General features: G+C 43.3%; 9 protein-coding genes. 4 read left to right on the top strand and 5 right to left on the bottom strand.

Annotation, left to right across the window (positions count from 1 at the left end; translation table 11 throughout):
* The first annotated feature begins 63 nt into the window (after positions 1-63).
* Genes K6V21_RS12445 through K6V21_RS12430 form a run of 4 tightly spaced genes read left to right on the top strand, consistent with a single transcriptional unit; the run spans position 64 to position 3,841 of the window.
* A complete protein-coding gene (locus K6V21_RS12445) occupies positions 64-1,557 on the top strand; it encodes a DUF5687 family protein (RefSeq protein WP_224321967.1) in 1,494 nt (497 codons plus the stop codon).
* Positions 1,558-1,565: 8 nt separating this feature from the next.
* The gene (locus tag K6V21_RS12440; RefSeq protein ID WP_224321966.1) at positions 1,566-2,411 is read left to right on the top strand and encodes an ABC transporter ATP-binding protein; all 846 of its coding nucleotides are present in this window, start codon (positions 1,566-1,568) and stop codon (positions 2,409-2,411) included.
* Positions 2,408-2,920 carry a C40 family peptidase gene (locus tag K6V21_RS12435; protein WP_224321965.1) on the top strand — a complete coding sequence of 171 codons (513 nt, stop codon included), beginning with the start codon at positions 2,408-2,410 and terminating at the stop codon, positions 2,918-2,920. The genes K6V21_RS12440 and K6V21_RS12435 overlap by 4 nt, the downstream gene beginning before the upstream one ends.
* 36 nt (positions 2,921-2,956) lie before the next feature.
* Entirely contained in the window at positions 2,957-3,841 is an 885-nt protein-coding gene (locus tag K6V21_RS12430; protein WP_224321964.1) for a TraB/GumN family protein, read from the top strand.
* Between the two features lie 132 nt (positions 3,842-3,973).
* On the opposite strand, the gene K6V21_RS12425 is transcribed toward K6V21_RS12430, so the two are convergent.
* From K6V21_RS12425 to K6V21_RS12405, 5 genes are all read right to left on the bottom strand, one after another.
* Positions 3,974-5,638: a DUF6377 domain-containing protein gene (locus K6V21_RS12425; protein WP_224321963.1), complete on the bottom strand. Its 1,665-nt coding sequence runs from the start codon at positions 5,636-5,638 to the stop codon at positions 3,974-3,976.
* Between the two features lie 54 nt (positions 5,639-5,692).
* Positions 5,693-6,892, bottom strand: coding sequence for an OprO/OprP family phosphate-selective porin (locus K6V21_RS12420; protein WP_224321962.1), 1,200 nt, complete (start codon positions 6,890-6,892; stop codon positions 5,693-5,695).
* Between the two features lie 6 nt (positions 6,893-6,898).
* Positions 6,899-8,221 carry a gluconate:H+ symporter gene (locus K6V21_RS12415; protein ID WP_224321961.1) on the bottom strand — a complete coding sequence of 441 codons (1,323 nt, stop codon included), beginning with the start codon at positions 8,219-8,221 and terminating at the stop codon, positions 6,899-6,901.
* Between the two features lie 35 nt (positions 8,222-8,256).
* Positions 8,257-9,978 (bottom strand): dihydroxy-acid dehydratase, encoded by a 1,722-nt coding sequence (gene ilvD, locus K6V21_RS12410; protein WP_224321960.1) that lies wholly within the window; start codon positions 9,976-9,978, stop codon positions 8,257-8,259.
* Positions 9,979-10,231: 253 nt separating this feature from the next.
* Complete coding sequence (locus K6V21_RS12405) at positions 10,232-12,526, bottom strand: GH92 family glycosyl hydrolase (RefSeq protein ID WP_224321959.1); 2,295 nt, start codon at positions 12,524-12,526, stop codon at positions 10,232-10,234.

Here is a 12,526-nt window from a genome sequence, read left to right as displayed (position 1 = left end):
CTTATTACTAATCACTACCTTCCAATCACTCCATTAATCACTAACAACTAATCACTAAACAACATGAATCTATTTCTTGAGCTACGCAGACACGGAAAGTTAGCTGAAAAGCGACATCCGATGTACGAGAAAAGTAAGTTCGGAAAGTTTTGGATGTACTTCATGAGTGTGTTCTGGGCAGGTTATCTCATTTTCTTCGGAACAACATTCGCTTTCGCCTTCGACGGAGGCGCCAAAGAAGCCTATCACGTAATGAACAGCGGCCTAATCTTCATACTCGCCCTGGACTTCCTTCTGCGTTTACCCTTCTTGAAAACACCGACACAGGAAGTTAAACCTTACTTACTGCTCCCCATCAAAAGGAGTCGTCTTATCGACTTCCTGCTCCTACGCTCGGGACTTAACAGCTTTAATTTGCTTTGGCTCTTTCTGTTTGTTCCGTTCGCTATCATCACTGTTACCAAATTTTATGGAATAGGAGGTGTATTGACCTACTGCATTGGTATTTGGTTGCTCATCGTATTCAATAATTACTGGTATCTGCTATGTCGTACGCTGATGGACGAACGCATCTGGTGGGTTCTCTTACCGATAGCCGTATATGGAGGTATTGCAGCTGCACTTTTCATTCCAGATAACAGTCCGTTATTCGGTTTCTTCATTGATCTGGGCGAAGGATTTATCACGGGAAACATACTCACATTTATCTGTGTCCTGGTAGCCATTACCCTCATGTGGTTCATCAACCGGAGCATCATGCAAAAGCTGGTCTACAACGAACTGAATAAGACAGAAGACACTACTGTTCAGGTAAAAACCGTATCCGAATACAAGTTCCTGGACCGTTATGGCGAAATAGGCGAATACATCCGTCTGGAGTTGAAATTGCTACTACGCAACAAGGTGTGCAGGAAATCACTCTATTCCGTTACCGCTATAGTACTGATCTTCAGTCTCACCATCAGTTTTTCTGATATTTACGATGGAGGCTCCCGCGACTTCTTCGTACTTTACAACTATATTATCTTCGGAATTCTGTTCCTCTCACCGCTGATGAGCTACGAAGGTAACTACATTGACGGGCTGATGAGCCGCAAGGAGTCCATCTATTCATTGTTACGTGCCAAATACATCTTGTACAGCATCGCACTCATCATCCCATTTGTGCTGATGATACCGGGTATGGTGACGGGTAGAGTATCTGTACTGGGATGCATTGCCTGGATCGTATTTGTTCCGGGTGCCGTATACTTCTGCCTGTTTCAATTGGCAGTGTACAACAACAAGACGCTCGACCTGAATGCCAAAATGACCGGACGGCAAAATGTGGGTACCGGTTTGCAGAACCTCATTTCAGGAGCTGCATTCGGCGTGCCGTTGCTACTATTCTTCGTACTGAATGCGACGGTGGGCAAAGAAATAACCCCATGGATTCTCTTAGTCATCGGCATACTATTCATCGCAACTTCAAGATGGTGGCTACGGAATGTATATCACCGCTTCATGAAGCGCCGATATAAGAATATGGAAGGATTTCACGATAGTAGACAAAAATAATTACGAATATGATAGAGATTAACCAACTTCAAAAAAACTTCGGCGAAAAGAAAGCCGTAGATATCGAGAAATATAGCATCTACCAGGGCGATATGTTAGGATTGGTAGGCAACAATGGTGCGGGTAAGACTACTCTCTTCCGTCTGATACTGGACCTGCTACAGGCAGATCTGGGAAATGTGACAATCAATGATATCGATGTATCCAAAAATGAAGACTGGAAACAATTCACAGGTGCTTTCATCGATGATGGTTTCCTGATTGATTACCTCACTCCCGAAGAATATTTCTACTTCATCGGTAAAATGTACGGTCTGAAAAAAGAAGAGGTAGACGAACGTCTGCTTCCATTTGAACGCTTCATGAATAATGAAGTCCTCGGACAAAAGAAATTCATCCGTAACTTCTCTGCCGGAAACAAGCAGAAAATAGGTATTATCTCCGCCATGCTGCATCATCCGCAATTGCTGATCCTGGATGAACCGTTCAATTTCCTTGATCCGAGTTCCCAGTCCATCATCAAGCACCTGCTGAGAAAATACAATGAAGATCATCATGCCACAGTCATCATTTCAAGTCATAACCTGAACCATACGGTGGATGTGTGTCCACGTATTGCCCTGATGGAGAATGGAGTGATTATCCGTGATATTCAGAATGAGAATAACTCGGCTGAAAAAGAGCTCGAAGACTACTTCAATGTCAGAGTAGAAGAAGAAATTGAAGAAGAGATGATGGAAATGACGGCTCAGGAAACAGCAATTCAAGAAGTGCCCGTTCAGGAAGTGCCCGTTCAGGAAACGCCCGTTCAGGAAACAATTGTTCAACCGGAAGAGAAAGAGGAACAAGCATGAAGAAATACCTCTCTTATATAGTTGCACTTATCGGACTGACCTTTAGTTTAAGTTCTTGCCATACATCAGCACCTCGTCTCGACTACAAAGCGCTGGCAAAAGCTTCTGTCCGCATGGGAATAGACATAAATAAGGAAGATAACCACAAATTGTACATAGCCTCTGCGGAGTGGATGGGTGTCCCCTACCGCGCAGGCGGTGACAACAAACGCGGAACAGATTGTTCCGGACTGGTATCACAACTCTATAAGCAGGTATACAACATCCGTTTATCCAGAAGCACCGATGAACAACTCAAAGAAAGCAATAAAGTCTCCCGTCGCAACCTGCGTGAGGGAGATTTGGTGTTTTTCACCAGTCGTGCATCCAAGAAAAGAGTGGCACATGTGGGTATCTATCTTAAAAATGGGAAATTCATACATGCCAGCACAAGTAAAGGAGTTATTGTCAGCAGTCTCAACGAGCAATACTACACGCAATACTGGCTTCGTGGAGGGCGAGTAAAATAATAAGCAATATTCAAATGAACTTTAAATAGAAAAATAATGAAAAAGATTTTAGGTATTCTCCTTTTTATTGGCATCGCACTGAATGCCAATGCACAGTTACTCTGGAAAATATCCGGTAACGGCCTGGAAAAGCCCTCATACATTTTAGGAACGCACCATTTAGCTCCGTTAAGCATAAAAGACAGCATTGCCGGCTTGCCACAAGCAGTAGACGGTACTTCACAAGTATATGGAGAAGTAGTTATGTCCGAAGCGATGTCTCCTGAATTCATGCAAACGATGCAGCAAAACATGATGATGGCGGGAGACACTACCCTTCAAGCTCTCTTTACCCCCGAACAATATGAGTTAGTAGGTAAGGCTGTGAAAGAAAATCTAATGGCGGATATTGCCATGTTAGCTAAAATGAAACCGGCTTTCATCACCCAACAATTGACTCTTATTTTATGTATGAAGCATTTGGGTGGTTTCAACCCACAAGAACAACTGGATACTTACTTCCAGCAACAAGCTATACAGAGTGGAAAGAAAGTAGGCGGTTTGGAAACTCCGATATCACAAATCAACGTACTGCTCAATAGTCAGACATTGCAGCGTCAGGCAAATCTGCTTTACTGTTTAGTAAGTGACATCGATAAAGCTATGGATCAAACTAAACGCTTGAACAATGCCTATAAAGCTCAAAACCTGGACGAAATGTTGAAACTGATGGAAGAGCGTGACGGCAACTCTTGTGACCCTCAACCGGGAGAAATGGAAGATCTGCTAGACAACCGCAACAAAGCCTGGATTGAGAAAATGCCTTCAATCATGAAGGAAACCCCTACTCTCTTTGTGGTGGGTGCAGGACATCTGCCGGGAACAAATGGTGTATTGAATCTATTGAAACAAAGGGGGTATACTGTGGAAGCAATGAAATAAGAAAACTATAAATTCTCTCTTTACTAACGTTTCCTAAACACGATAACAATGAAAATACCGGGTGATCGCAAGTGATTTGTGGTCACCCGTTTTTTATAGAGATTTTTTTCAATCGACCAATAAGTTTGTCATCTATAAAAAAACATGAATGTTCCCTATCTTTAAGACCTCCTGATCAAAGTTGCTTTTATCTTTTGCCCTACTTTTTACTTTCGTGCGATAGGTATATACAGTTACCGGATTATATCCCATAAATTCCGCTATCTGCGAACTGTCTTTTATGCCCAACCGGATGAGAGCGTAAATACGCAATTCCGCATTCAGAAGTTCCCCCTCCTTAAATGTATATTGTTGATCCTCCTTAAGAAGTCCATTCAATTCTTTGACGAACGAGGGATATATCTGCAGGAACGCTTCATCGAATTGAGAATAGAAATCTTTGCTTTCTTTTAACAAGTAATGGGTAGACGAGTTCAACTTATAAAGCTCATCAATCTGTCCGCTTTTGATTTTTCTATTGACCAGCTTTTGATAGTCACCGATCTTCGATATATACATAGAGCATAATTTAAGGAAATGGCCGATGTATTTCTCCTTGACCCGGTCGGATTCCATCAGATTGGATGTCAGAGATTGAAGCTTCCCATTCTTTTCTTGCACTTCACAGTTTATACGGTTTAATTTATCATTAATAGACAAGAGTTGTGAACGGGCAACCGATAAGTCCTTTCTCTTTTTACGCAAGTATAATGCTATACCCAGAATAAGCAATAAAAAGAAAATTGAAATGATAATTCCCGCCCGTAAATAAAGCTCCTGTTTATCTCTTTGAAGTTGATATTCTTTCTGAATGATAGGGATGACCTCAGCTATTTGTGAATTACGCAGGCGGGTGTTGTAGGAGTTAGCATCCTGCAAAGATATATCCAGATAACGATAAGCACGCCGGATATCCCCCTTATCATTCTGTATCTGAGCCAACAGACGGAGAGACCTGTTCTGTTTGACAGCACTTTTAACGTCTGCCATGACAGAACGGATAAGACTCTGCTCTTCGTTCAACTTATCTTCTTTGACTTTATAAATAAGTGACAAATGATATAATGCCCGCGCAGCCTCATTAGAGGTAGAATCGACTAACTGATAATATGCGGCTATATCTTTTTGCGCTTCTTCCAGGTTTCCTTCGGCATAATGCTGCTTGAAGCTATAATAATAGAAGTCCTTGGATTCCCGAGGAACCAATTCGCAGATTATACGGGAGTACTTCAGTTCCTGCTTACGGTATTCCTCCTCCAAATGAGAATTTTGCGCAAGCTCGCGAAGATTCATATATAGCCTTTCATACTGCTTATTATATTCTGCCTTTTGACTCACACTCATATCCGGATATTGATCTTCCAGTTTCAGCAAAATGCGATGAGCTTCATTGAGGAGTCCTGCTTGTGCACACAGGAAAATATACTGAAACCTGTTCTCCAACCATTTGTCCTTGCTTTGCAAGCTCCCGGCAAGCAGCCTGTTCTGCTCGATATAATGAAAAGCCGAGTCACTCTGAAAGTTACTGTACTCCTCTATCAAACGGGAGATAATATCATATCTCTTGTCCACTGATGCCTCGGACGACGATAACTGTTTCAGGTAATTGATTTTATTTTCTTTCTTCCGGACATACGTAATGCGCTCTTTCAGCAACTGATCTAATTCTCCGAGCAGAGATTTGTTACCGGATGTTCCGGCGTGTGCATTCATCGTTCCCCAAATAAGCATGAATAAATAAAAGAGACATCTTATCATCTTACATCATTTAGTACGGTTTCCACAAAGATAAGTTTTTTCTTCGATTTTTTATCAAAACCTCAATTGTACCCTGACATTTAATGAATTATAATCCTTATGAGTGATATAGTAATAGTTCAACTGCACTTTCAGGTTCTCATTTATATAATAATTCATTCCGGCTGTATATTGATTGGATACACCTCCTTTGATTACTTTTCCATTCATATCCAGACGGTCGAACCGCAGAGCCAGTTCAATATCGCCTTTCTTACCGATTAACGGTTGGTTAAATGCTCCCCGGGAGTTATTATAATCCTGCTTTCCACCAAGCAGCAAACAAGATGATTGTACGTAGAAGCCGGAAAAGGATTCGTCGACAAAACCATGATTCCGGTTTACGTCTTGCTGTATATATTCTGCCTGAAACTTCCACGGACCATAGTAACCGGCAAGTTCTACTCCCATCAACCGAGTGTTATTCACATCCGTGATGTATCCGGTGTCCATAAACTTAATCTTATTGATAGTTGACTCCGATTGACTGTAGCGAACCGTTTTAGGAGGGGTATCTTTACCTACATCGGTCTTAGGCGTGGCGTATGAAGCGGCAACACCGATGTGCAATCCCTTTTCCTTGCTATTATTTTGGGGCATCCACACTGCTCTCCCGGTGAGCGAATATCCTTCGTTTTGTCCTTTTTGCAAATTACTGTCCGAGTTTTCCTTATTGCCCAGAGTCATAGACTTCTGGAAATGTACGCCTCCCGTCAATAACCACTGTTTGTCTTCATAAACGCCCTGCAATCCCAGGTGATGTCCCGGAGCGAAAGCATTAACAACTTGCGCCCGGTTCATCAACGAAAGATCTTTGAAAGAGTTCAGCAAATCCATAGAGAAAGCCTCTTGTATATTGCCGGCACGCAATCCGAACCTTTTGGTAAAATTATAAGTGATAAAGTTGTCCAACAGAAGGAGATTACCATTTGAGAAATCTATTTCAAACTTACCGGACAGTCTTTCTCCAAAGAAAAATGTCCCTCCAAAGGCCAGTTGAGATATGGTGGTCCCATTGGCCATCTTTTGATCCTTTTCTCCCCAAAAGATTCCGCCATCTGCCGAAATACGGCCGAAGAACTTGACGTGATACTTATTATCGTAACTAAGATGCCACTTAGAAGTTTTCGAGGGACTTTCTCCGGTTTCGTTACCTGCCAATACAGACGGGACGGTACAGAGAAACGTGAATAGAATAAGAAGATGCTTTTTCATAATAAATCAGATAAAAAGGTTAAGAACTAAAACTCCGCATAAACCTACAACAGAAACAATGACCTGCATAGCCGACCATGACTTGAAAGTGTCTTTCATACTAAGATTGAAATATTCTTTGTATAGCCAGAAGCCGGAATCGTTGACATGCGAAAACATCAGACTTCCCGCCCCGACGGCCAATACCATCAAATTGGGATTCACATGAGATACAGCTATCAAAGGCATCATTACGCTGGCAGCCGTCAGAGCGGCCACTGTTGCCGAACCTACCATAGCCCGGATAACACTTGCCATCAGCCAACCCAAAATAAGCGGGTGTATCGGAAGTGTCTCCATTGCATTAGCCAGAAGCATACTTACACCACTTTCCTCCATTACAACTTTAAATATACCCGAACCGGCAACTATCAGAATAATCATAGCGATGTCTTTACACGCCTGCACATAAATATCCATGATCTGCTTGATGGAACGTCCTTGTCTGATTCCTAACGTATAGGTAGCTACGATTACGACAATCAGCATAACGATGGTAGGTGAACTAAAGAAAGACAGCAGGTTCTGTGTCGATTCGCTCGGATTGGGTAAAAAATGGGTAAGCACCGTTGTGATAATCAGCAAAAATACGGGCAACGTGGCTGTCAGGAAGCTATTGAGCTTTCCGGGTTCACTGAATGCTGTATCCACTTTTTTGGCGGTAAATATATCTACACGGCCGGTCTTAATGTTTTTCAAAGTCTTACTGAATAGCGGTCCGGCAACAATAATAGCCGGGATGCAAGCCAACAGACCTAAAATCAACGTCATTCCCATATTGGCGTCGAACATAGTCACCAATGCTACGGGAGAGGGATGGGGAGGAAGGAAGCCATGCGCCACTGACAAGGCTGCCAACATGGGGATACCTATATATATGGCAGGCATTTTGTATTGGTTGACAATAGAAAAGATGATCGGAACAAGAATAACGAAACCGATATCGTAGAACAAAGGGATACCTACAACAAACCCTGTAAGCATCATGCCCCACTGGATGTTTTTCGTTCCGAAAGCTCCAATCATTACTTGGGCTATCTTTTGTGCAGCACCGCTTTCGGCAACCAGTTTCCCGAGCATGGCACCAAATATGATGATAAGTGCCATACTACGATAGATATTGCCTACACCTTTATTCAAGATGTCGGGTATTTCCTGAACCGGAATACCCAAGCACAGAGCTGCTACTACGGAGACGATAACGAACGCGAAAAATGCGTCTACTTTATAATATGCTACCAGAAAAATAAGCAGTAGCAAACTGATTATAATGATACAAATTGACATCATGGTATTGATAAGATTTAAAAGGTGGGATTTCTTTATTATTTAGCTTCCATATATCCGCCCTTCATGGGCGATACGCAGTTACGGGTATAGATACCCAGTATACCATCTTCATAACGGGAAGCAGGGTTGCGCCATTTTTCCCGACGGTATGACAGGATCATATCTATTTCTTCCGGTGTTTTCTCCTCTCCTTTTGTGCCGACGATATTCAGCGAACGGGCAGGAATGTCAATGCGAATCAAGTCACCGTCTTTCACTAAGGCTATCGGTCCTCCTTCGTTGGCTTCGGGAGAAACATGTCCGATAGCCGGCCCGCGGGTTGCTCCGGAGAAACGCCCGTCTGTAATAAGCGCAACAGATTCCACCAGTTCCGGGTCGGAGGCTATTGCCTCGGTAGTATAAAACATTTCCGGCATACCACTACCTTTAGGACCTTCATAACGGATAAATACGGCTTCGCCCGGAGTTATCTCTCTATTTAGTACAGCCTGAAGGGCCTCTTCTTCACAATCGAATACATGTGCTTTGAGTGTAGTCTGCATCAGTTTAGGTGATATTGCGGAGTGTTTAACTACTGCGCCTTCAGGAGCCAGATTTCCTTTCAGTATGGCGATGGCTCCTTCCTGCCGGATTGGGGTTTTCGCTGATTTGATCAGGTCTGATTTGGTTAAGTTATGCAGGGACAGATAGTGATTACAGTTTGTGTAAAAGTCTGCATCGCGCAGTTCTTCGAGGTTTTCTCCGAGCGTTTTTCCGGTAATGGTCATTGCGTCCAAGTGCAGGTGTCCTTTGATTTCTTCCATAATGGCGGGGGTACCTCCGGCATACCAGAAATATTCTCCAGGCCAGTATCCGCTGGGACGAATGTTGAGTATATAAGGTATTTTGCGATGAAGCCGGTCGAACAGTTCGGGTGATAAGGTGATCCCCACTTCATGTGCAATAGCGGGCAGGTGTAGCAAACTGTTACTGGAGCCCGCGATAGCGGCATGCACCATAATTGCATTTTCAAAAGCTTTTTCTGTCAGTATCTCTGCCGGTGTGATTGGGTTATAAGCCAGTTTTATTGCGCATCTGCCGGCCTCTCTTGTCGCTTTTTCCAATTCGCCGATATGGGTTGGAATCAGTGCACTGCCGGGAAGAGCCAGCCCTAAGGCCTCTGCCATAACCTGCATGGTCGATGCTGTTCCCATAAAGGAGCAAGCGCCACAAGCCGGGCAAGCATTCCGTTTATATTCCATGAATTTTTCTTCTGTGATTTCACCGCGTTCAAACATGGCGCTATATTTTCCTATTTGTTCGAGTGTCAACAAATCCGGTCCGGACTTCATGATGCCACCGGGCATGAATACAGCAGGCATATTCAAGCGTGCTATTGCCATTAAATGCGCAGGAACTGATTTGTCACAACTGGTAAGGAATACACCGGCATCAAAAGGAGTAGCTTTCACATGAATTTCAATCATTGCCGCCATGATATCACGGGAAACGAGTGAGTAGTTCATTCCATCGTGTCCTTGGGCTTCTCCGTCACAAATGTCCGTTACATAATAGTTGGCCGGACGCCCTCCGTCATTATAGATGACCTTGTTTACTTCATGTACTAGACGATTGAGATGTGCACTTCCCGGATGACTATGTCCGTAACTGCTTTCGACAATGATTTGTGGCTTACTCAAATCTTCAACTTCCCATCCGCTTCCTAAACGCAACGGATCTAATTCGGGGGCATTTTTACGTAACTCTTGACTTTCCATGATAATGATATTTTGAGGTTATTTATGTCGATTGGACATGTGACAAAGTTACAGGGAGACAAGGGTTATAAAACTATGCACCTATATACACACATAGATTATTTTTAGATAAAAGTACAGCTAATAAATTGATAATAAGCACAAATACTCACTTTCCGCAGAAAGCGAAATATAGATCTGCCCTTAGTTTTTCGCGCAATAAAAAAGGGCCATCCAACACCTTGGACAGCCCCCAATATAGCTCTTCTTTATACTATCGAAGTATAAATCTCAGCGCTCCACCTTTTACCAGTTCTTCATGACTGATGCGGTAGCGGGATAATTTCTTTCCTCCTAACTCCATCTCACGAATGTATAAGGACTCTGTTGAAGGGCGCTCAGTTTCTATCACCAGCTTATCGCTTCCCCAAGTATCAGGGTCAAGACGAATCACCACCTTATCGAATACAGGCGTAGTAAGGGTATAATACGGATCACCAGGACAGTCAGGGTAAAATCCTATCATGTTAAAGATGGCCCAGGTAGACATGGTACCGGTATCATCATTACCGGGAATACCATCGGGAGCATTTTTAAAATACTTCTGCAAAAGCCGTTGAGTCTCCTTTTGCGTACGCCATTCTTCACCCTTGAAATAAGAAAAGAGATGAGCATAGGCAATGTCGGGTTCATTGGCAGGATCATAGAGACCATCATCAAAGACACGCTGAAGTTTTTCAATGAAAGGTTTCTGTCCACCCATAAGACGGGCAAGCCCTTTCACATCGTGGGGAACATAGAAACTGTAATTCCAGGCACATCCTTCATGGAAACCGGGATTCGGTTCAAAATTCTCTCCCTGTCTCGGATTGAAAGGTGAATAGAACTGACCGTCAGGCAGAATGGGACGGAAAGTACCAAATTCCTTACTATAGTAGTGTTTATATCCCAATGAACGGTTATAAAAAAGACGGGCATCAGCCTGATATTTCCGCGCTTCTGCTTTTTTACCCTGTTCCGCTGCCCGTTTACCCAATGCATCCGCCAGCAGGGAAAGAGAATAATCCGCAATATAATACTCTAATGCATGAGAGACTGAATTATCGTACTGTTCACGCAAAGGAACATATCCCAATGACATATAATCATCATTATCCGGCCTTAGCAAATTCTCGGCACCGGGCAAAGTGGCAGATTTATACATAGCTTCATAAGCCAGATCAATATCAAAATCACGTAAACCTTTCAACCAGGTATCAACGATGACAGGAATAGACGGGTCACCCTCCATAGTCAACGTTTCACGCCCGTAGAGTTCCCATTTGGGCAGCCAACCATGTTCGCGATACATATCAAGCATGGAACGCACCATTTGTAACTGACGTTCGGGATAAACCAACGTAAGGAGTTGGTGAACGTTACGATACGTATCCCAAAGCGAGAAAACAGTGTAACGGTCTCCTTTTGTTGTCAGAATCTGATCACTTTCCATAGCGGGATACTGACCATTGACATCTTGCAGGATATTGGGATGTATCAATGTATGGTAAAGAGCAGTATAAAAGACAGTTTTCTGTTCTTCCGTTCCGCCTTCGACAAGGATACGCGAAAGATCTTCATTCCAACGCATACGGGCATCAGCCAATACCTGACTGAAATTCTTTCCACTTTGCTCTGTATCCAGATTCAGACGGGCATTCTCGATGCTGACAAAAGAAACTCCCATTTGCACTTCGATCTGTTCACCTTCCGTCGTGTTGAAAGTAAGAAAAGCGCCGATATCATCTCCGGCTATTTCCTTACGATAACGGGTATAAAGTTTGTAGCGTCCGTTGTCGGGATCCCATTCAGCTTCAACTCCGGTCATGGGACGCTGCTTTTTCCAATACCCGCCGGATGCCGGTTGCTTGTTGACACGCATTACAAAATAAATGGGAAATACCGCCTGAGGGTTATAGCAGAAAGTTCCCAATAATTTCATACCTTCAAATTCAGTGTCACTCACCTGTTTCAGGAAAGCACCGGTTTCATTAGTCAGTCCTTCACCCAAATTCAATAATACATGACTCTGTCCGGCAGGAAACGTAAAACGTGAAACACCCGTGCGGGGAGTGGCAGACACCTCAGTCTTTACATTATAGCGAGTGAGGAAATTACTGTAATAGCCCGGAGAGGCCTGTTCGTCCTTATAACGACTTCCATACTCTTTATAATCTACGGACAATTCACCCGTAATAGGCATCAGCAATAAAGATCCCAGTTCGGGACACCCCACACCGCTCAGATTGACATGCGAATAGCCGGTGAAAAAACAATTGTGATACTCGTAAGGAGTAGACCACCAACGAGCATCTTTATCATACTTATTATCTTCCGATCCCATCACATTGAAGGGGACCACGGACATCATTCCATTGGGACAGACCGCTCCCGGATTAGTAGTTCCGAAGTTGGTAGTGCCGATGAAAGGATTGACATAGCTTATAGGTAAAGAACCCTCTCCACCTCCGGCAAACGCCGGAAGCAGACAAAGGGCAGAAAGTGTGTAAGCCAATAAAATACGTTTCAT

The organism is Bacteroides cellulosilyticus (assembly GCF_020091405.1).
In the GTDB taxonomy this organism is placed as follows: Bacteria; Bacteroidota; Bacteroidia; order Bacteroidales; family Bacteroidaceae; genus Bacteroides.
This window is presented reverse-complemented; position numbering and strand designations above follow the sequence as displayed.

Bases quoted from the DNA above. Each gene is read 5' to 3' on its own strand.
- ilvD (WP_224321960.1), bottom strand. From the start codon at position 9,978: ATGGAAAGTCAAGAGTTACGTAAAAATGCCCCCGAATTAGATCCGTTG.
- K6V21_RS12420 (WP_224321962.1), bottom strand. From the start codon at position 6,892: ATGAAAAAGCATCTTCTTATTCTATTCACGTTTCTCTGTACCGTCCCG.
- K6V21_RS12425 (WP_224321963.1), bottom strand. From the start codon at position 5,638: ATGATAAGATGTCTCTTTTATTTATTCATGCTTATTTGGGGAACGATG.
- K6V21_RS12445 (WP_224321967.1), top strand. From the start codon at position 64: ATGAATCTATTTCTTGAGCTACGCAGACACGGAAAGTTAGCTGAAAAG.
- K6V21_RS12435 (WP_224321965.1), top strand. From the start codon at position 2,408: ATGAAGAAATACCTCTCTTATATAGTTGCACTTATCGGACTGACCTTT.
- K6V21_RS12440 (WP_224321966.1), top strand. From the start codon at position 1,566: ATGATAGAGATTAACCAACTTCAAAAAAACTTCGGCGAAAAGAAAGCC.
- K6V21_RS12430 (WP_224321964.1), top strand. From the start codon at position 2,957: ATGAAAAAGATTTTAGGTATTCTCCTTTTTATTGGCATCGCACTGAAT.
- K6V21_RS12405 (WP_224321959.1), bottom strand. From the start codon at position 12,526: ATGAAACGTATTTTATTGGCTTACACACTTTCTGCCCTTTGTCTGCTT.
- K6V21_RS12415 (WP_224321961.1), bottom strand. From the start codon at position 8,221: ATGATGTCAATTTGTATCATTATAATCAGTTTGCTACTGCTTATTTTT.